Source organism: Arthrobacter sp. PvP023 (assembly GCF_017832975.1).
Lineage (GTDB): Bacteria > Actinomycetota > Actinomycetes > Actinomycetales > Micrococcaceae > Arthrobacter.
The window spans coordinates 167004-186941 of record NZ_JAFIBI010000001.1; the positions used below are offsets into that span (position 1 = coordinate 167004).

At 66.4% G+C, this 19938-nt stretch carries 19 protein-coding genes; 10 read left to right on the top strand and 9 right to left on the bottom strand.

Annotated elements, in window-relative coordinates; genetic code table 11:
- The first annotated feature begins 71 nt into the window (after positions 1 to 71).
- The 4 genes from JOE31_RS00750 to JOE31_RS00765 all read left to right on the top strand — a co-directional run bounded on the left by JOE31_RS00750 (position 72) and on the right by JOE31_RS00765 (position 6445).
- Positions 72 to 812 carry a peptidase E gene (locus tag JOE31_RS00750; RefSeq protein WP_209741691.1) on the top strand — a complete coding sequence of 247 codons (741 nt, stop codon included), beginning with the start codon at positions 72 to 74 and terminating at the stop codon, positions 810 to 812.
- Complete coding sequence (locus JOE31_RS00755) at positions 805 to 2217, top strand: amidase (protein WP_209741692.1); 1413 nt, start codon at positions 805 to 807, stop codon at positions 2215 to 2217. Before JOE31_RS00750 ends, JOE31_RS00755 begins: the two co-directional genes overlap by 8 nt.
- Before the next feature lie 71 nt (positions 2218 to 2288).
- On the top strand, positions 2289 to 3758 hold the full coding sequence (locus tag JOE31_RS00760) for a peptide MFS transporter (protein WP_209741693.1): 1470 nt from the start codon (positions 2289 to 2291) through the stop codon (positions 3756 to 3758).
- 482 nt (positions 3759 to 4240) lie between these two features.
- A complete protein-coding gene (locus JOE31_RS00765) occupies positions 4241 to 6445 on the top strand; it encodes a polysaccharide deacetylase family protein (RefSeq protein WP_209741694.1) in 2205 nt (734 codons plus the stop codon).
- A 128-nt stretch (positions 6446 to 6573) separates the two neighbouring features.
- Here the strand turns inward: JOE31_RS00765 and JOE31_RS00770 are convergent, their stop codons facing one another.
- On the bottom strand, positions 6574 to 7065 hold the full coding sequence (locus JOE31_RS00770; RefSeq protein ID WP_209741695.1) for a DUF4190 domain-containing protein: 492 nt from the start codon (positions 7063 to 7065) through the stop codon (positions 6574 to 6576).
- 97 nt (positions 7066 to 7162) lie between these two features.
- Positions 7163 to 7978, bottom strand: coding sequence for a nuclease-related domain-containing protein (locus tag JOE31_RS00775; protein WP_209741696.1), 816 nt, complete (start codon positions 7976 to 7978; stop codon positions 7163 to 7165).
- A gap of 264 nt (positions 7979 to 8242) precedes the next feature.
- Between JOE31_RS00775 and pgm the strand changes: the two genes are divergently transcribed.
- Positions 8243 to 9892, top strand: a complete 1650-nt coding sequence (pgm, locus tag JOE31_RS00780; protein WP_209741697.1) for a phosphoglucomutase (alpha-D-glucose-1,6-bisphosphate-dependent) — start codon at positions 8243 to 8245, stop codon at positions 9890 to 9892.
- Here pgm and JOE31_RS00785 read toward each other — a convergent pair.
- Together JOE31_RS00785 and JOE31_RS00790 are read right to left on the bottom strand one after the other, a co-directional pair.
- On the bottom strand, positions 9882 to 10421 hold the full coding sequence (locus tag JOE31_RS00785) for a 2'-5' RNA ligase family protein (RefSeq protein WP_209741698.1): 540 nt from the start codon (positions 10419 to 10421) through the stop codon (positions 9882 to 9884). The two genes, pgm and JOE31_RS00785, sit on opposite strands and share 11 nt — an antisense overlap.
- Positions 10422 to 10538: 117 nt before the next feature.
- Complete coding sequence (locus tag JOE31_RS00790) at positions 10539 to 11144, bottom strand: malonic semialdehyde reductase (RefSeq protein ID WP_209741699.1); 606 nt, start codon at positions 11142 to 11144, stop codon at positions 10539 to 10541.
- Between the two features lie 205 nt (positions 11145 to 11349).
- Here JOE31_RS00790 and JOE31_RS00795 point away from each other — a divergent pair, with 205 nt between their 5' ends.
- On the top strand, positions 11350 to 12705 hold the full coding sequence (locus JOE31_RS00795) for a uracil-xanthine permease family protein (RefSeq protein WP_209741700.1): 1356 nt from the start codon (positions 11350 to 11352) through the stop codon (positions 12703 to 12705).
- A 67-nt stretch (positions 12706 to 12772) separates the two neighbouring features.
- Here JOE31_RS00795 and JOE31_RS00800 read toward each other — a convergent pair whose 3' ends face one another.
- Positions 12773 to 13309 carry a hypothetical protein gene (locus JOE31_RS00800; protein WP_209741701.1) on the bottom strand — a complete coding sequence of 179 codons (537 nt, stop codon included), beginning with the start codon at positions 13307 to 13309 and terminating at the stop codon, positions 12773 to 12775.
- A 49-nt stretch (positions 13310 to 13358) separates the two neighbouring features.
- Positions 13359 to 14255 (bottom strand): SDR family oxidoreductase, encoded by an 897-nt coding sequence (locus JOE31_RS00805; protein WP_209741702.1) that lies wholly within the window; start codon positions 14253 to 14255, stop codon positions 13359 to 13361.
- A 214-nt stretch (positions 14256 to 14469) separates the two neighbouring features.
- Here JOE31_RS00805 and JOE31_RS00810 point away from each other — a divergent pair, with 214 nt between their 5' ends.
- Positions 14470 to 14961, top strand: a complete 492-nt coding sequence (locus JOE31_RS00810) for a DUF6328 family protein (RefSeq protein WP_209741703.1) — start codon at positions 14470 to 14472, stop codon at positions 14959 to 14961.
- A 57-nt stretch (positions 14962 to 15018) separates the two neighbouring features.
- Positions 15019 to 15681 (top strand): DUF6766 family protein, encoded by a 663-nt coding sequence (locus tag JOE31_RS00815; protein ID WP_209741704.1) that lies wholly within the window; start codon positions 15019 to 15021, stop codon positions 15679 to 15681.
- Between the two features lie 21 nt (positions 15682 to 15702).
- On the opposite strand, the gene JOE31_RS00820 is transcribed toward JOE31_RS00815, so the two are convergent.
- The 3 genes from JOE31_RS00820 to JOE31_RS00830 form a co-directional block, all read right to left on the bottom strand.
- On the bottom strand, positions 15703 to 16827 hold the full coding sequence (locus JOE31_RS00820) for a glycerate kinase (RefSeq protein WP_209741705.1): 1125 nt from the start codon (positions 16825 to 16827) through the stop codon (positions 15703 to 15705).
- Between the two features lie 103 nt (positions 16828 to 16930).
- Positions 16931 to 17725 (bottom strand): alpha/beta fold hydrolase, encoded by a 795-nt coding sequence (locus tag JOE31_RS00825; RefSeq protein ID WP_209741706.1) that lies wholly within the window; start codon positions 17723 to 17725, stop codon positions 16931 to 16933.
- A 34-nt stretch (positions 17726 to 17759) separates the two neighbouring features.
- The gene (locus tag JOE31_RS00830; RefSeq protein WP_209741707.1) at positions 17760 to 18011 is read right to left on the bottom strand and encodes a DUF6480 family protein; all 252 of its coding nucleotides are present in this window, start codon (positions 18009 to 18011) and stop codon (positions 17760 to 17762) included.
- Positions 18012 to 18204: 193 nt separating this feature from the next.
- On the opposite strand from JOE31_RS00830, the gene JOE31_RS00835 reads away from it, so the two are divergent.
- Both JOE31_RS00835 and JOE31_RS00840 read left to right on the top strand, forming a co-directional pair.
- Positions 18205 to 18993: a histidine phosphatase family protein gene (locus JOE31_RS00835; RefSeq protein ID WP_209741708.1), complete on the top strand. Its 789-nt coding sequence runs from the start codon at positions 18205 to 18207 to the stop codon at positions 18991 to 18993.
- Positions 18977 to 19924: an ADP/ATP-dependent (S)-NAD(P)H-hydrate dehydratase gene (locus tag JOE31_RS00840; protein ID WP_209741709.1), complete on the top strand. Its 948-nt coding sequence runs from the start codon at positions 18977 to 18979 to the stop codon at positions 19922 to 19924. Before JOE31_RS00835 ends, JOE31_RS00840 begins: the two co-directional genes overlap by 17 nt.
- Positions 19925 to 19938 lie beyond the last annotated feature (14 nt).

Genomic DNA, 19938 nt, shown 5'->3' on the forward strand with positions numbered 1-19938 from the left:
CCTCCGCGGGAGGCGGGCACGCCGAATCCGGGGCACGTTACGCTTCAATGGACCGCAAAGGAGAATCGTCGATGGCAGCCCAACAGCCAACCATCCTGGCCACGTCCGGCGGATACAAGGCCGGCCGGCGCTCACGGCTGGAGTTTGACGCCCTGCTGCACCACGCCGTCGAACTTTCCGGCGTCGCCGGGCGCGCCCCGCGCGTGACGCACATCGGCACTGCGGCGGGTGACCAGCGCTCTTTCAACGCGGAACTGGACCAGGCCGCCAAAATAGCCGGCTTCGATTTCAGCCACCTCAATCTCTTCACCATGCCCAGCATCGACGACCCGGAAGCGCACCTCCTGGAACAGGACGTGGTGTGGGTCAACGGCGGTTCGGTGGTGAACCTCCTGGCAGTCTGGCGGGCGCACGGCCTCGACGAAATCCTGCGGCGCGTGTGGGAAGCAGGCGTGGTCCTCGCCGGTGTCTCGGCAGGGTCCATCTGCTGGTTCCAGGGCGGCACCACCGATTCGTACGGCCCGCAGCTGCGACCGGTGACCAACGCCCTGGGATTCCTGCCATATGCCAACGGAGTGCACTACGACTCGGAGGTCCAGCGCCGCCCGCTGGTGCACCGGCTGGTGGCCGACGGCACGCTGGGCGAAACCCACTGCACGGACGACGGCGCGGGGCTGGTCTACTTCGGCACTGACCTTGCGGAGGCGGTCACCGAAGTGCGGGGCAAGGCAGCGTACCGCGTCACCCGGGATATCCAAGGTGGCGCCGCGACCGCCGCCGAAGAGCGGCTGGAGGCCCGTTTCCTTGGCTGACATCCACGAACTTTCAGCGGTTGGACTCCGCGACGCCCTGCACTCGGGAGAACTCTCCGCCCGGGAGGTAACGGAGCATTTCCTCGCCCGGATCGAGGCCCGGAATCCAGGCCTCGGCGCCTTCATCACGGTGACCGGGGAACAGGCCCTGGCGGACGCCGCGGACGCGGACGCACGCTATGCCCGATCAGCCGGGCAGCTTCCGCTGCTCCACGGCATGCCGGTGGCCTTCAAGGACCTGACGGATGTGGCCGGTGTGGTGACCACCCACGGCAGCGCGGCCCTGGAGCACAAACCTGCGTCCGTGGACGGCGCACTGGCGGCGGTGTTGAAGGGTGCCGGTGCCATCTCGCTGGGCAAGACCCAGGTTCCGGAGTTCGGTCTGACCGCCTACAGCGAAAACCTGATCGCACCGCCGTCGCGCAATCCGCACGCACTGAGCCGCAGCTCCGGAGGGTCCTCGGGCGGAAGCGCCGCCGCGGTTGCCGCAGGCCTGGTTCCGTTCGCTCCGGGGTCCGACGGCGGCGGCTCCGTCAGGATCCCGGCAGCAGCCTGCGGGCTTGTGGGCCTGAAACCGGGGCGCGGACTCGTCCCGGCCGGTGAAAGCACCGGCGATCCCGCCCGGCTGGTGGTGGCCGGCCCGCTGGCCCGGTCAGCCGGGGATGCCGCCCTGATGCTGGACGCCCTGGTGGCCCCGCCCGAAGCCGGCGGCTACTTTGCGTCCGTGTCCCGGCCGCCGGGCCCGCTGCGGATCGGCGTGAGCCTGGACAGCCCCTGGCAGGCCATTTTTCCGTTTACGCCGGCCGCGGAAGCCATGGATGCGCTCAACGAAGGCGTCCGCCTGCTGGAAGCGGCCGGCCACACCACCGCCGAAGCGGCCGTCCGGTATGACAACCGCTACCCGGATGCATTCACGACGGCGTGGACCGCCGGCGTCGGGAACGCCCGGATTGCGCCGCAGCGCGAAGCCCTCCTGACCCCGCTCACACGCACGTTCCGGCGCCGCGCCCAGCAGCGGAGCGCGTCAAAACTCAACGAGGCCCTGGGCTTCCTGCGGCAGTTTGAACGGGACACCGTGGCCCAGTACACGCAGTGGGACCTCATGCTGATGCCGGCGCTGGCCCAGACGCCCCGTCCCGTGGGCTGGTTCACGGGAGCCTCGCACGGGGACGGCTACTGGCCCGTCTCGGAATGGGCCGGCGACGCCGACGGCGACTACCGGAAGCAATGCGAGTACGCGCCGTGGTCCAGCATGGTCAACGTGTGCGGCCTGCCCGCCATCAGCATCCCCGTGCACTGGACGGGCGGGTCACCGGGCGCCGGACTGCCCATGGGCATCCAGCTGGTGGGGCCGGCGGGATCCGAGAAGGTCCTGCTGCAAGTGGCGGCTCAGATCGGGTTTTGACGGCGCGTCCTCCTTGCTTTCCTGCCAGCGGCAATGTGACAATCGCGCGGCCGGGTGCCACCCTTAAGTAAATGAGCACAACTCATTTATCTGATCGCCCCGCTACAACGCCGGGCGATACGTCATTTTTTGGCCACCCAAAGATGCTGGCCAGCCTCTTCTCGGTAGAAATGTGGGAACGCTTCTCCTTCTACGGGATGCAGGGTATCCTCCTCTACTACATGTACTTCACGGCCGCTCAGGGCGGCCTCGAAATTGAGCAGGGCCTGGCCGCCGGACTGGTGGGCGCCTACGGCGGCGGAGTCTATCTCTCCACCATTCTGGGCGCGTGGCTGGCTGACCGGCTCTTCGGTTCGGAACGGGTCCTGTTCGGCTCGGCAGTCCTGATCATGGCGGGCCACATCGCCCTGGCGCTTGTCCCGGGCATTCCCGGACTCATCGCCGGTCTGGTGCTGGTGGGCGTCGGCTCGGGCGGCCTCAAAGCCAATGCCACCGCGCTGGTGGGCACTCTCTACGGGGAGAAGGACGAACGCCGCGACGCAGGCTTCTCCATCTTCTACATGGGCATCAACGCCGGCGCGCTGATCGGCCCGCTGGTTACCGGCTGGCTGCAGGAAAGCCAGGGGTTCCACTGGGGCTTCGGCGCGGCCGCCGTCGGCATGGCCCTTGGCCTGGGCATCTACGCGATGGGACGCGGGAAGCTCCCCGAAGCGGCGCACCACGTGCCCAACCCGCTCCCGGCGGCCCAACGCACCAGGTACGGGCTGATCTTCCTGGGCATCGCCGCCGTGGTGGCGGTTCTCCTCGCCACCGGCGCCGTGAACGCCGAAAACCTGGCTATGTCCATGGCGTACGCCGCCATCGGCGCTTCCGTCCTCTACTTCGGACTGATCTTCTCCAGCAGGAAGGTGACAGGCATCGAGCGCAAGCGGGTGGTGGCCTTCATACCGCTGTACATCGCCTCCGCAGCGTTCTGGGCCCTTTTCCAGCAGCAGTTCACGTTCATTGCCGTGTACTCAGAGGAGAAGCTGGACCGGAACCTCTTCGGCTGGGAGATGCCGGCCGCCTGGGTGCAGTCCATCAACCCCGTGTTCATCATCATTTTTGCCGGCGTCATGGCAGCACTATGGACCCGGCTGGGCAACAAGCAGCCCGGCTCGGCCCTGAAGTTCTCCATCGGCCTGTTCGTGATGGGCCTGGCCTTCCTGGCCTTCATTCCGCTGGCCGGCAGCGGCAAGACGCCCCTCCTGGCACTGGTGGGCATCCTGTTCCTGTTCACCCTGGCGGAGCTCTTCCTCTCCCCCATCGGGCTGTCCGTTACCACCAAGCTGGCGCCGCAGGCCTTCCACACGCAGATGGTGGCACTGTTCTTCCTGTCCGTTTCGCTCGGCACCACCCTGGCCGGCATCCTGTCCGGGCTGTACAACCCGCAGGACGAACTGCCGTACTTCATCGGCATCGGCGGCACGGCCATGGTGCTGGCCGTCGGCCTCGCCGCCGCTTCGCCGGTCATCAAGAAGCTCATGGCCGGCGTGCGCTGACCCGATGACTAACGCCCGCCAGCCGGCTGCGCAGGGGACGGTTGTGAGCCCCGCGTCTACCGTCCCGCCGCAGGCGAGGCGTCCGACGCCGGCGTTGCGACGTCACCAGGAGGGTGGTGCGGGTGGACGGAACCATCCGCCGCCCGCACCTTGCCGATGGGACACAACGCCCGGACCCTCGGCGCGGCCGGGCCAGGTGTCCCTGCCGTGCATCCGCGGTACCTAACGGTTTCCAAGTAGTCCTGAGTAGCACTACCTGCACTACTCGCAATTCGCCTTCTTCAGTCCAGTAGCGGACACTCACGACCCCCGGCGTGTTACCGAATAGTATCCGAAGTGGGCTGGCAACGGTCCACGGCTTTCAACAAGCGAGCCGTGAGTATGCAGAAAAGTACCAAGGCGGCTGAGGGTTCCTTGGAACGGCGATGCGGGGGAAGCCTGTGCATAGCTAGTCGCCTTAAACCTAGCTATGGGATGCAGACATGAAACTTCTAGACCATCGGCCTTACCAACGACGCCGTGACCCCGGCCCTGAAAACAAATGGCTCACGCGCTGGACTGCCGCCGCCAGCGTGGTGGCAGTCGCCGCAAGCGTGCTGGCTGGCGCATTCTTTGCGGCTCCAGCCCACGCAGCGGACCCGCCGGTCATCACTCTCACCTTTGACGATGCGAATGCGGATCAAGTCGCGGCGGCGCAGATCCTCAATCAGGCTGGGTTGAAAGGGACGTTCTACGCTCCTTCGGGCTATCTCGATGCCACGGAATACATGACCACCGCTCAGGCCTTGGCTCTCCAAACTGCCGGTAATGAAATAGGCGGCCACACCGTTACCCACCCTGACCTTGCCCTGGCCGGGGCGGATGAGGTCAAGCGTCAGATCTGCAATGACAGAGTGAACCTGACCACCAAGGGATTCAGGGTTACAAGCTTCGCCTATCCCTTTGCCTCCATTTCCGCTGCCGCAAAGCAGGCTGTCATAGACTGCGGCTTTAACAGCGCACGCAGCCTGGGCGATCTGGAAAGCCACGTGGTAGGGACGGCAGGCTTCGGTTTCGCGGAGGCCATCCCCCCTGCCGATCCCTTTGAAACACGGGCTCCGGACCAGGTGGACAACTCCTGGACCCTCCAGAATCTCAAGGACGTAGTCCTCAAGGCACAGCCTGCCGGAGGATGGGTCCAATTGACGTTCCACCACATAGGAACCTCAACCGATCCCCTCACGGTGTCAACCGCCATTTACTCGGATTTCGTCACCTTCCTGAAGGATGAACAAGCGGCCGGCCGCATCACTGTCAAGACCGTAGACCAGGTAATCGGCGGAGCACTTAAGCCGGCCGTCAGTGGCCCGACAGCCCCGCCGGCACAGACGTCAGGGAACCTGATTCACAACCCGGGCTTGGAGACCCCCGGCCCGGTGGCAGGCGGCCTCCCGCAATGCTGGGCCCCTGGCGGCTGGGGAACTAACACCAGGACTTTCAGCACATCGACCCCCGGGCATACCGGCACAGTAGCCGGAAGACTGGATATTACTGCTTGGACGGACGGTGATGGAAAGATTTTGCCCTCTCTGGACCTCGGCGAATGCGCGCCAAGCGCGATTCCGGGGCATCAGTACCAGGTCAAGGCCTGGTATCAGTCCACAGGCAACACGCAGTTTGAGCTGTACTACCGGACCGGTTTGGGAACGTGGAGTTATTGGCAGGGCGCCGGGAGCCCGTACTTCGCACCCGCGAACGTGTGGACCCAGGCCACCTATCTGACACCGCCTGTCCCGGCCGGCGCAACCGCGATCAGCATGGGCATGAACCTTCTGGGCACCGGTACGCTCCTAACGGATGACTTCGAGCTTCTGGATGTCGCCGCTACGGCGCCCGCTGAGGCGGTCACGGCCATAGCAGCGGCGGCCACTGCCCCCCCGGGCTTGGGACAGCCGTTGGGCGTAATAACCTGTGGACTCGCAGCCGGCGGGTGCTACCAGAACTACCCGGGCGGCGTCATTCACTGGTCTGCCGCAACGGGAGCCCGCATCACCAAAGGCGCCATCGACGCCGCATGGGCAGCGCAAGGCTGGGAAAACGGCGGACTGGGCTACCCCACCAGCAATGAAATCGGCGGACTCAAGGACGGAGGCGTCTACCAGAACTTCCAGGGCGGCGTCATCCACTGGTCACCGGCAACCGGGGCCCGCATCACCAAAGGCGCCATCGACGCCGCATGGGCAGCGCAAGGCTGGGAAAACGGCGGACTGGGCTACCCCACCAGCAATGAAATCGGCGGACTCAAGAATGGAGGCGTCTACCAGAACTTCCAGGGCGGCGTCATCCACTGGTCACCGGCAACCGGGGCCCGCATCACCAAGGGAGCTATCAGGGCCACTTGGGCGGCCTTCAATTGGGAGAACGGCTTCCTTGGTTACCCAACCAGCAACGAGATCACCGGCTTGAAGAACGGCGGCGTCTACCAGAACTTCCAGGGCGGCGTCATCTACTGGTCTCCAACAACTGGTGCCCGCACGAACGCAGGCGCCATCCGTGTCGCCTATGCCTCGCAGGGCTGGGAAAACGGACGTCTCGGCTACCCCACCACCAATGAGTTCGCGATTGGCGGCGGGTCGGTTGCCCAGGACTACCAGGGCGGACGTATCACATGGTCGCCCACTTCAGGCACATCCATCAGTTACAGGTGAGAATGAGCTGGTCGCGGCAAGGGAGCCCAAACTCCTAGCAGCGTCTGTTACGAATCGATGGTCAATCAGGGAGTGCCACGGTGACTGCATCTTCGCCGGACACTCCCTGATTGCGTGTCTGAACCCGCCTAGTACCCGTACCCGGCGTTGGCCGCCGCGAAGATCGCAGCCACGGCAAACGTCAGTACAATCGCCGTCAGCGCAAGGCCGATGTAGCCGAGGACCAGGCCTCCGATGGCGAGTCCGCGTCCGGCAGGTTCCCGGAGCAAGGCCAGATGGCCCAGGACCACGGCGGCAATCTGCGGCAGGATGAAAAGACCCAGCCCGAGGAACACCGCGATGCCGCAGCACAGGCTGGCGATACTCAGGCCCTTGGGCTCGGGCGGCATGCCGTAATAGGACGGCTGCCCGTAGGCGTTGCCAAACGGTCCGGGCTGCTGGCCGTATTCCGGCTGCCCATACCCCGGCTGGCCGTACGGTCCGGCCTGCTGGCCAAATCCAGGCTGCTCGCCATAAGGGGCCATTGGCGGCACGGGCTGTGATCCCTGAGGCGGAATATACGACGGTGGCTGGTAGCCCTGGGGCGTCCCCTCGTCGCCGGGGGCAGGCTGGTTAGTCATTGGGAAATCCCTTTTTTGGTGCCTATAAACAGCCTACCAACGCGTCGCCCGGGCGGGCGCTGCCGTGATACACCCGTGATATGCCGGCCAACCGGGACTACCGGCTCCAGAGCGGCGCCGCGAGCGAGAACGCCACGATCCCCAGGACCAGCAGGCTCCACAAAAGGGCTGCCAGCTTGCCCGTGGAGGCCTGGTGTCCGAGTTGCGGGGGACTCGCGGCGGACCGGTATCCGATGCGCGCCGGAACCGGCGATGGATATGCCCCGCGCTGGTATGGACGAGGCACGGGATTGCGGGCCGCGTTCCCGCGGACGTCCGGCACTGCAGGCGCCTGGGGCTGCGTGAGTTGCTGTCCCAGGTGCGAATACAGGCCAACCACCGTCTGCGGGTCAAGCACTGCAGGGAGGGCCGCAATCCGTGCCACCACGCGGTTGATGCCCAGCACTTCGACGCCGGATTCCGTTACCTCTGCAAAGTCGGGGTGGCCGGTGAGGCAAATGATGGAGCGGACCAGGCGCCGGTGCGGCGCGCCGAGCAGTGCGGCCACGGCTGCCGCCTGCCCCAGGGCGCCGTCCACCGCAGGGTTCCGCGAGTAGCCGTTCTGCCTGAGGACGCCGTCCCTGACCTCAACGGAGCCAGACCAGTTCTTGGCATCCACCACCACAACGCCGCCCGGCCCCACCAGGACGTGGTCGAGGTTGGCCAGCGGCCGGCCGGGCCAGTGGACATCGTGCAGCATGAACCAGCCATCCGGGGTCAGCCGGCCCAGCCGGCTGGCAGTGCGGCGCTCCCCCTCCGCCCCGGCGCCCCACGTTTCGGCGGCACGTTCGGCTTGGTCCAACTGGCGCTTCAGCCGCGCGATCCGTTCCGCAGCCAATCGTGACTGTTCTGACGCTCCGTCGCCTGCTGCCATGGAATGTCCTCCCCTTGGATTCGCCGCAACGCTGACGGCGGCGGAGGGCCCGCCGTCGTAATTTGTTTAGAAAAGTAGCAGCCGCGGGACGGCCGGTATATAGGTAGTTTTGCCGCCACCACTCGCTTTTTCGCAGCCAATTACTGCCCCCAAATAAATGCAAAGAGGAATGAATTGGTAAATGCCGGATGAAATTCGGCGTCATAGGGGCCGGATTCCGGACAAAGCGTGTTGCGTCCCGCCGTCGTCTGGCATGCTGGTGCCATGGCTAGCCGCGCGGGCACAGTTGCCCAACCCCAAGACCTTGTTGACCTCACTGCGCTCCTGGATGCGTACTACGATGTTTCCCCCGATCTGAGCGATCCGGGCCAGCGCGTTGCGTTCGGCACCTCCGGACACCGGGGATCCAGCCTGAAGGCTTCATTCAATGAACCCCACATCGTGGCCATTACCCAGGCGATCGTGGAATACCGCGCCGGCCAAGGCATCACCGGACCGCTGTACATGGCAAAGGACACGCACGCCCTCAGCGAACCGGCGCAGAACTCCGCACTTGAGGTGCTGGCGGCCAACGGCGTGAACGTGCTGATCGACGCCCGCCACGGCTACACGCCCACGCCGGCGCTGAGCCACGCCATCCTCACCCACAACCGGAACGCCCCCGCCGGCGCCCCGCAGGCTGACGGAATTGTGGTCACTCCCAGCCACAACCCGCCCGGTGACGGTGGCTTCAAGTACAACCCGCCGCACGGCGGACCGGCAGACACCGACGCCACCGGCTGGATCGCCAACCGCGCCAACGAACTCCTGGAAAACGGGCTCCGCGGCGTCAAGCGCATTCCGGTGGCCGATGCCCTGGCGGCTGAGACCACCGGCAAGTTCGACTTCCTCAGCAGCTACGTGGACGATCTCCCGTCCGTCCTGGACCTCAACGCCATCCGCGAGGCCGGCGTCCGGATCGGCGCCGACCCCATGGGCGGCGCCTCGGTGGATTACTGGGGCGAGATCGGCGAGCGCCACCACCTGAACCTCACGGTGGTGAACCCCACGGTCGACCCGCAGTGGGCGTTCATGACCCTGGACTGGGACGAAAAGATCCGGATGGATTGCTCCTCCCCGTCGGCAATGGCCTCGCTGATCAACCGCATGTCCAGCGGCGCAAATTTTGACGTCGCCACCGGCAACGACGCCGACGCCGACCGCCACGGCATCGTCACACCGGACGGGGGGCTGATGAACCCGAACCACTACCTCGCCGTCGCCATCGACTACCTCTACCGCCACCGCACCGGCTGGAACCCGCAGTCCGTGATCGGCAAGACCCTGGTCTCGTCGTCGATCATCGACCGCGTGGCCGAAAGCCTGGGCCGCAAGCTCGTCGAGGTGCCGGTGGGCTTCAAGTGGTTTGTTCCCGGGCTGTTGTCCGGCGAGGGCGCGTTCGGCGGCGAAGAATCCGCCGGCGCTTCGTTCAACAAGATGGACGGCAGCGTCTGGACCACCGACAAGGACGGCATCCTGCTGGCGCTGCTGGCTTCGGAAATCACGGCGGTAACCGGCAAGTCGCCCTCGCAGCTCTACAAGGGCCTCACGGACCAGTTCGGCGACCCCGTCTATGCCCGGATCGATGCCGCAGCCACGCGTGAGCAGAAGGCTGCGCTTGGCAAGCTCTCGCCGTCCGACGTCACCGCCACCGAACTCGCCGGCGAAACGATCACGGCCAAGCTCACCGAGGCTCCCGGCAACGGGGCGTCCATCGGCGGCCTGAAGGTGGTCACGGAGAACGCCTGGTTCGCCGCCCGCCCGTCCGGCACCGAGGACGTCTACAAGATCTACGCGGAGTCATTCAAGGGCGCCGATCACCTCAAGCAGGTCCAGGCCGAAGCCAAGGCCCTTGTTGACGGGGTTATTTCGTAAGTTCCCACAGGTGGAGGATGCGCCGGACGGAATGGTTTCCGTCCGGCGCCATGTCCACCAGGGCCACGCGGTCAAGTACGACGACGTCGCCCGGTTGGGGACGCTTGTCACCGTGATGGGACACATGGGGACGGTAGCTGTCCAGGATGTGGTGCGGCGTGGGCACCCGGCCCGGCAGTTCCGTAACGCTTCCCACCAGTGACTCGTGAAGTTCCTGCAAGGGCCGGCTGGGCTCGACCAGGCTGACCGGGACGGATTCCTGCCGGCCGAAGCCGGCGTCCTCGCCAATGGTGAGCCGCGCACCGAGGGCCGCCCGGACGGGCTGGTCGATAAGTCCGGCAATCCGATCGGCGAGGCCGGCGCCCTGCCCGCCGTCGTCATTCCCCCCATCGACTCCGGTGACGGCGTCGCCGGACCGCATATCGACGTCGAACCTCACCAGGGTGATATGCAGGGGCCAGTCGTCGCGGGGAAAGACGAGCCCGTCAGAGACGGGCTCGGTGAAGGCCACCAGAATCAGGTTCCGCATAGGGCCAGTGTGCCACGGGGCGGTTCGGCCTGCGCCGCCCCCGCGGGAGGGCGGGCACAGTCGCCAGAGGGCGGTTTTGACTAGAATCGGAAGTGGCTCCGGAGAGCTGGCGCGGACCTAGACGGTGCGGACCACATCTTCGTAAGCGAACTTGGGCTTTGCGGCACCCCAGGCGTCGGGACCGGGCTGGCCGATGTTGACCACCAGGAAGCTCTTCTGGTCCCCGGCGGGGAAGAACGCCGCGTCAATGGCGGAGAAATCAGCACCCGTCATCGGGCCGGCGGCGAAACCGAGCGACCGGACGGCCAGGATGAAGTAGCCGGCCTGCAGGTGGGCGTTGTTGTTTCCCGTGCTTGCCGCGAGCTCCGGCGCGGCGTCGTACATGGCCTTGGGCGCGTTGTAGCCGGGAAGGAAGTTGTCCCACTGATCCTGCCAGGCGGTGTCGTAGCTGAGTACGGCAACAAGCGGGGCGGACGCCGTTTTGGCCTTGTTGCCGTTGGACAGCGTGTCCACCAACTGCGCGCGGGCCTCGTCGGAGCGAACATACGTCACGCGCAGCGGCTGGGAGTTGAAAGCCGTGGGGCCGAACTTGGTCAGCTCGTAGATGGCGCGGGCCTGCTCGTCCGTGACCTCGCCGGTGAAGGCGTTGGCCGTACGGGCTTCGGCGAAGATCGCGTCCACTGCCGCTGCGTCGATCACTGCTTCTTCATGGGCAATTGTCATCTGCATGCCTTTCGCTGGGCCCGCGCACCCGGAGGCGGCCGGCGGTTCTGCTATCCATAGTTGCAACTTCAAGCGAATCATTCCTCTTCCCGTGACCGCGCGTGACGTTTCCCACAGCGGCGGACCGCACGGCCCGCGCGGTAATGTTGCTCCGGAAGATTCCTTCCCCGCTCCCGACATAAATTTCTTTGAAAGGCTCCCGGCCATGAGCATGCTTGGTACCAAATGGAAGCTTCACGGCAACGGAAAGTCGGTCCGGCCCGGTGAGGTGGTGGCCCCCGGTGAACGGCTCACCTGGCCCCTCACCATCGGGGTGGGAATGCAGCATGTGGTGGCCATGTTCGGCGCCACGTTCCTGGTGCCCATCATCACCGGCATGCCGCCTGCAACCACACTGTTCTTCTCCGGCATCGGAACCCTGCTCTTCCTGGTGATCACGCAAGGCAAGGTGCCCAGCTACCTCGGATCAAGCTTTGCGTTCATTGCCCCGATCATGGCCTCCCAGCAGCAGTTCGGGATTCCGGGCGCACTGGGCGGCGTGGTGCTCGCCGGCGCCGGGCTGGCCGTCATCGGCGCCGTGGTCCAGAAATTCGGGGCCGGCTGGATCAACCGCCTGATGCCACCCATCGTCACCGGTGCCATTGTGGCCCTGATCGGGTTGAACCTGGCGCCGGCCGCGAAAAACAACTTCGACGCCGCCCCCGTCACCGCGGCGATCACCCTCGCCACCATCATCCTGGTCAGCGTGCTGTTCAAGGGCATCCTGGGGCGGCTCAGCATCCTGGTGGGCGTGGTGGTGGGCTACGTGGTGGCCATGATCCGCGGCGAGGTGGACTACGCCAAAATGGACGCCGCCGCGTGGGTGGGGCTGCCGCACTTCCAGACTCCCGAATTCCACCTTGGCGTGGTGGGCCTCTTTGTGCCCGTGGTGCTGGTGCTGGTTGCCGAGAACATCGGCCACGTGAAATCCGTGTCCGCCATGACCGGCCAGAACCTCGACGGCGTCTCCGGCCGCGCCCTGATGGCGGATGGCGCCGCCACGGTTCTGGCGGGCTTCGGCGGCGGCTCCGGAACCACCACCTACGCGGAAAACATCGGCGTCATGGCCGCCACGAAGGTCTATTCGACGGCGGCCTACTGGGTGGCCGGCATCTTCGCGATCATCCTGAGCTTCTCCCCCAAATTCGGCGAACTGATCGCTACAGTTCCCCCGGGCGTGCTGGGCGGGGCCGCCACCATGCTGTACGGCATGATCGGCATCCTGGGCGTCAAGATCTGGGTCCAGAACAAAGTCAACTTCTCCAACCCGGTCAACCTGACCACTGCAGCGGTGGCCCTGATTATCGGCATCGCCAACTACACCTGGACCATCGGCGAACTGACGTTCACCGGCATCGCGCTGGGCTCCGCCGCCGCGCTGGTGATCTACCACGGCATGAAGGCGATCGCGAAGGCCCGCGGCAGCGTCGCGGAACCGGAAACCGAACAGGCCGGGCTGCCCCCGGCAGTCAAAGCCGCAATCAACGCCGCCTCCAAGCGGACGCCGAAAAAGCGCCCCTAACTCCCTTAAACGCATGCGGGCGGCCGCATCAGCAGCCGCCCGCACGGGCAGTTCATCCGGAACCGAATTACCCGGCGTCGAAACTATCGTCGTCCCGGTCCTTGGGAGCCTTGCTGTCCGGCAGGTCAGTGCCGCTGCCGTCCGGAATCCCGGCCGCGTCCTGGTTCGGTTCCGAGGAGAACGGCCGTCCGGCGTCGGGATCCTCCGTGTTGGACTCATCCATCTCGGCCTCCGCGGACGGCACCGCTGCGTCGCCTTCGGCAGACTGCCCTATGTTCTCCGGCGCTGTGTTCTCCGGCTCAAAGCCGGGGTCTGCGCTTTCGTTCTCTGCGTTCATCTGGTCCTCCGTTCCTCCGAAGCGTCCCGCTCCGGGTTCTCCTGCACTGTCCTGGTCCTCGGCGCCGAACTGGCTGAGGTCAGGGGCCCCGGCGGGGTAGGTTTCGCCGTCGGGGCTGTCCTGGCTCAGGCCGGCCGCGTCGAAGGCCTCTTCCTCACGCGGCTGGGCGAACTTCTTCGTGTCCGCACCGCCCATTTCCTGCTCGACTGTGGGCGTGCCGTAGCCGCCTTCTTCCTCGATGGGCGTGCCCTGGTTCTCCTGTGTCATGTCGTTCCTCCTGGGTAGTCGGGCCTGAATGGAAAGTGTGTGGCAAACGCTAGAGGCCCTTGCCGCCGGTCACTGGAAGTACGGCCCCGGAGATATATGAGCCGTGGTCGGAGGCCAGCAGGACGTAGGCTGCGGCGAGCTCCGCGGGCTGTCCAGCCCGTCCCAAGGGAGTGTCCTGGCCGAACGTCGGCAGCTTTTCCGGCCATTCAGTGGCGGGAATCAGCGGCGTCCAGATGGGACCGGGTGCAACGGCGTTGACCCGGATGCCCTTGGGGCCAAGCTCCTGGGCCAGGGCCTTGGTGAACGCAACCTGGGCGCCTTTCGTCATGGCGTAGTCGATGAGGCCCGGCGACGGATTGAAGGCCTGGATGGAGGCGGTGGTGATGATGGATGCGCCCGCCTTGAGGTGAGGCACTGCCGCCCTGGCAGTCCAGAGCAGGGAATACAGGTTCGTCTTGAAGACGCGGTCGAATTCCTCGGTGGGAAGCGTCTCAAAGCTGTCGCGGTTCTTTTGGTAGGCCGCGTTCAACACCACGACGTCCAGCCTGCCGAACTCCGCCAGGGTATCCGCTACGATCCGGGTGCTGAACTCTTCACTTCGGCCGTCGCCCGGCAGCAGGAGGGCCCGTTGCCCGGCCTTGCGGATCCACGCCGCCGTGTCCTGGGCATCGGCTTCTTCTTCGGGAAGGTAGGAAATGGCGACGTCGGCCCCTTCGCGGGCGAATGCAATGGCCACGGCCCTGCCGATCCCGGAATCCCCGCCGGTGATGAGCGCCGCCTTGCCGGTGAGCGCACTGCTTCCCTCGTAGCTTTCCTCGCCGTGGTCCGGCTGCGGCTCCATGGGCGCAGTGAGCCCGGGCTGCTCCTGGACCTGCTCCGGGAACGGCCCCTCGTGGTAACCCGTCCGGGGGTCCCGCGGCTGGTGGTCCTGCTTGTTGTCCGTCATAGTCCACCTCGCTAGCGTCTCGGTTTCGTGCTGGTTCCGGTCCGTGACCGGCCCTTCGAAACTATCCCAGCAAACAAGGCAAGTCCACCGTTTTGGACAAATTAGTCAGCAAACTTAGTATTGCCCTGCAGGCGGAGTATTGCCTGACGAAGGCTTCAAGCCTAGGTTGAGAGTTAGTTGCGCGCGGCGGCGTGCCAGGCCCGGAGGTGAGCCCATGTCAGAACGCGACGCGGTGGTTGGCGACGGCAGGAACGAATCCGTCAATCAACAGATGGACCGCAACTGGGGAGAGCTGATCCAGGAACTCCGGGTACTGCAGACAGGGGTGCAGATCCTCGCCGGTTTCCTCCTGACCATTCCTTTCCAGGAGCGGTTCAAGACACTGGACGACTACCAGGTGGGGCTCTACCTGGCCAACGTGATCCTTGCCGCACTGACCACCGCCGTCATCCTCCTCCCGGTCAGCGTGCACCGCAGGCTCTTCCGCAAGCAGCTCAAGAAGACGCTCGTTTCGAGTGCGGACCGGATAGCAAAAGTGGCGCTGGCCGGCGTCGCACTCCTCAGCGCAGGAACGGCGTCACTCGTGTTCGATGTGACCGCCGGGCGGGATGCCGGATTCCTCGCGGGCGGAGGGCTGCTCGCCGCCATGGTCCTGCTGCTTGTTCTCGTGCCGAACTGGCTCCTCAAACGGGCATCGAAGGTCTAGCCGGAATGACCGTGGCGGGCCTGCGCCAGAATTCAATCAAACTCTCCGGGAGGCGCCATGAAGAAGTGGGTTAAGGAACACGGGCTGATGCTGGCCAACATCGGACTGTTCGCACTGTTTTTCGGCGGCATGATCGTCAGCGGGGCCAGCGACTACAGCGAAGACCAGCTTGCGCACGGACAGCCGGCGGTGGGAATTGCGGGCTACCTCGCCACCGGCGCATTCCTGGAAGCGACCTTCGAGAACTGGGAATCGGAATTCCTGCAGATGGGCATGTATGTCATCCTGACGGTCTTCCTCTTCCAGAAGGGCTCCTCGGAATCCAAGCCGATGGGCCGCACCGCGCCGCAGGACCAGGATCCGCGGGATGCAACGGTGAAGGCCGCCACGCCATGGCCGGTGCGCCGCGGAGGTGTGGTGCTCAAGTTGTACGAACACTCACTGTCGATCATGTTCCTGCTGCTGTTCCTCGCGTCCTTCACCCTCCATGCCGTCGGGGGCAGCGAGGAATACAGCCAGGAGCAGCAAAGCCATGGACAGCCGGGCGTGACGCTCCTCGGCTACCTTGCCACGAGCCGGTTCTGGTTTGAGTCATTTCAGAACTGGCAGAGCGAATTCCTGGCCGTTGCCGTCCTGGTCGGGGCTTCCGTCTACCTGCGCGAACGGGGCTCCCCCGAGTCCAAACCTGTGGCGGAACCGCACTACGAGACCGGGGCCTAGCTGCAATCCTGAGGTGCCGCGTCACGCCCCTTCGAGGACCTGGCTGGTGGCCCAGGTGAGGTACTTCGCGGCGTTGGAGACGGCGTCTTCCGGGCTGGCTGCGACGTCCAGCAGCTGCGCCGCGGCCACCACGCCGTGCTCCGCAAGGTCCTCCGGGGTGACCAGGATGCGGCCGGCCACCACAATGACCGGGATGCCCCGCTCACGTGCTGCATCCGCCAAGGCAATCGGGGCCTTGCCGGTCAACGACTGCGAGTCCATTGACCCTTCACCGGTGATCACCAGGTCAGCCTCAGCCAGCTGGCCGGCAAGGCCGGTCAGGCCCGCCACCAGGGCGAAGCCGCCTTCGAGGGTGGCTCCGCTGAAGGCAAGGAACGACGCCGGGAACCCGCCGGCCGCGCCGGCTCCGGGAACGTTGACGTCGCGTCCCGTGGCCTGGCGCAGAACGGAAGCCCAGTTACGGAGCCCGGCGTCCAGCAACTCCACGGCGTCCGCGTCGGCCCCCTTCTGCGGGCCGAAGACGTGGGCCGCTCCGTCGCTTCCGAACAGCGGGTTCTGGACATCCACTGCGATCCGGAACTTCGCGGACGCCAGCCGGGGGTCCAGGCCGGACACATCCACGTCCACAACGTCCGCGAGGGATCCGCCGCCCAGGGGAACCACGTTTCCGGCCGCGTCCAGCGGTTTCAGGCCCAGGGCGCGCAATGCGCCGCTGCCGCCGTCGGTCATGGCAGAGCCGCCCACCCCCAGCACGATTTCGGAGGCTCCGGCGTCCAGTGCGGCAGCGATCAGCTGGCCGCAGCCGTAGCTGTGGGCGCGCAGCGCATTCGCGGGCGTAGGTTCCATGTGCGCCAGCCCCGATGCCTGGGCGGTCTCAATCACTGCGGTTGCACCGCCGAACGCATCCTTTCGCAGCGCCCAGGCGGCGCCGATGGGCGCAAGAATGGGGCCGACGACGGCGTTCAGGCGTTCCTCGTACCCGGCGGCGACGGCAGCTTCCAGGGTGCCTTCCCCGCCGTCGGCCACCGGAAACTGCGTAGCGACCGCATCCGGGTAGACGCGCAGCGCCCCCTCGGCGATGGCACTGGCCGCCTCGGCGGCGGTGAGTGACCCTTTGAACTTGTCCGGAGCAATGAGAATGCGCATGTGTCTATCCTGCCAGCATCCATCGGAAAGCGCTTGCCTCCCGTGTAACCAAGCCGCCGCTACAAGGCCGCCGGGAAGGGCCTGCCTACTGGCCGTTCAAGGTCTACTCCGGCGCACCGGCACCGGGGAGGCCGGTAAAGCCGGTGATCGCGTCGGCCACCCGGGCCGTGCCGGTGTGCTGGACCACGTGACCGCAGCCGGGCACCTCCACCAGCGTCCCCGCCGGTGCGCGGCGGGCAAGGATGCGGCACCACTCGCCGGTTGCGATGGGGTCGGAAGCTCCGCGAAGGATCAGCACAGGCATGGTCAGCCCGCGGATCCGCTCCTCGGTCCGGTAGTTCATCATGACCCGCAGCTGTTTGAGGTACCAGAGCGGCCCGCAACGCATGTAGTCGCTGAACACCAAGGCGTTCGAACCGGGGGTTTCGTGGAGGAGCGCGTCCTTGGTCAGCGCCATGATCTGGCGGGGCAGCGTGCGGCGGCGGACGTCCACCACGGGTCCCATCAGCACCACGTGCGGCACCTGTTCCGGCCGCTGCAAGGCTGCTTCCAGGACGAACTGCGCCCCCATGGAGTGGCCCACCAGGACCCGCAGCCCCACCCCGGCCTGGTCCAGCACATCATGGATAAAGGCTGCCTGGTCCGCCACCCTGAGCTGGCGGTCCGGGCGCGGTGTGGAGCCGAAGCCCGGAAGGTCGATCGAAATAGTGTCCGCCACCCCGGCCAGGACCCGGTGCAGCCGCACCAGGTAGCGGTGGGAGACGCCAATTCCGTGGATGAGGACAAAGGTCGGGGCCTCCGCGGCAGCTCCCGGCCGGAGCCCTGAAGTGGCACGCGAAGCGTACATCCGTCCGCGAAGGCCTCCGGCTTCGACGTCTGTGGTTACGGCACCCTTCATCCGTCGAGAATAGACCTCCGCGGTCAGGATTCAGCTATTCCCCGTGCCCCTGGTCCCCGCTCATGGAGTCTTCCGCGGGTGGCGTTTCCCCGGGCGGAACACCGCCGCCGGGCTCCAGGCCGGTGATGTTGCCATCCAGCGGGTCGGGGTTCGCGGTGGCCGCCGGGTCCTTGGATGCCCGGTCTTTTTCTTCCGTCGTGTCAGTGTCCGGCCGCCCCGACGCCGCGTCGGCGCTGCCGGGCCGGTCCGGATTCGAGGGGTCGTTCTCCGGGTGGTAGGTGCTCATGTTTGGTCCGTTCGTCGGGTGCCGCCTCCGGGGATCGCGGAGACGTGCAGGCTGATGGGTGGCCAGCCTAGCCTTCCGTGATTACCGCGACAAGGACTCACGGGCAGTAGTAACGTGGGCCTTCCTGAGCTATACGCAGCCAACGAGGGCGCGAACGCGGCCCGGGAAACGGGCCCGGACCAAGGGGGTAGCAATGCCGCAATCCGATGACCGGAATTCTTTAGGAAGAGGTCCCGCGGGAACGGGACTGACCGAGCTGGTGCTGGTGCGCCACGGCGAGAGCGCAGGGAATGTGGCCGCGACGATGGCCAGACAGGCCGGAGCCCACGTCATCGACGTTCCGGCCCGGGATGCCGATGTGGAGCTTTCCGCTACCGGACGAGACCAGGCCCTGGCCCTGGGCAGGCTGTTCGCTGACTTTCCGGAGGAGCAGCGGCCCGCCGGAGTGTGGTCGTCGCCCTACGTCCGCGCCCGGCAGACGGCCGAGCTTGCCGTGAAAACCGGCGGCTGGCCCGCAGGTGTCCTCATCGACGAACGGCTCCGCGACAGGGAACTGGGCATCCTGGACATGCTGACCTCCGCGGGCGTGGAAGCCCGGCTGCCGGAGGAAGCGGCGCGTCGGCGCTGGCTGGGAAAGTTCTACTACCGGCCGCCCGGCGGCGAGTCCTGGGCCGACGTCGTGCTTCGGCTCCGCTCCCTGCTTGCCGATCTTGAACGGCAACCGGGCGGCGGCCGGATTATGCTCGTGTGCCATGACGCCCTGATCCTGCTGTTCCGCTACATCCTGGAAGGGCTCACCGAACCGGAACTCCTCGATATTGCCGCGACATCCACCATTCTCAACGCCTCCCTTACCCGGTTCGTGCGGCCGGATGAATCCGGGCCGTGGATCCTCGAGAGCTTCAACATGGCCGACCACCTGGTCAGCGAAGGCGTGCCGGTGACCGAACATGCGGGAGATGCCAATGTCCACCCCGCATAGCAAGCCGGCGGCGCAGCCGGTCACTCCCACCCTGCTGCGCGACTGGCCGCTTCCGGGCGGCGGATCGGGCAAGGACGACCGCGGATCCGTGCTGGTCATCGGCGGAGCCCGGAAGACTCCCGGCGCGGCGCTTCTGGCGGGCACGGCGGTCCTGCGCGCCGGCGCAGGCCGGCTGACCCTGGCAGTTGCCGGTTCCACTGCGGTGCAGGTTGCGGTGGCCCTGCCGGAAGCGGGGGTGGTGGGCCTCGCTGAAACGGACGACGGCGCCGTCGAAGGTTCCGGGGTATCGGTCCTGGCCGAAGAACTGGAGAAAGCCGCGGCCGTCCTGGCGGGACCGGGACTGGACGACATGGACGAAGCGGAGTCCCTCCTGAGGGAACTGCTGAAACTGAACTCCGGCCCCGCCAACAAGCCGGCGGTGGTCCTCGACGCCTACGCTTTGGGGTGTCTTCCGGGGCTCGTTGACGAGCTCGGACCGTGGTCCGGGCGGCTCATCCTGACCCCGAATACCACCGAAGCCGGAATCCTGCTGGGGCGGGAGGTCGGGGACCTGCACCGGGACGTTGCGGAAATTGCCGGGCGTTACGGTGCCGTGGTGAGTTGCCAGGGGGTCATCGCGGCGCCGGACGCGGGCCAGGGCGGGAACAAGGACGGGAGCCCGGGGGACGCCCCCGGAACCGGGGATGTCCAGCTGTGGGAAATCACCACCGGCTATGGCGGCCTGGGCACGTCCGGCAGCGGGGACATCCTGGCCGGCGCCATCGCGGGCCTTCGCGCCCGCGGAACATCGAACGCCCAGGCAACGTGCTGGGGCACCCACCTCCACGCCGCCGCGGGCGACAGGCTGGCGAGCAGGTTCGGAAGCCTCGGGTACCTGGCGCGGGAACTTGCCGATGAGCTGCCCGCCCTGATGATGGAACTTGGCACCTGAGGCGTCCCGACCGG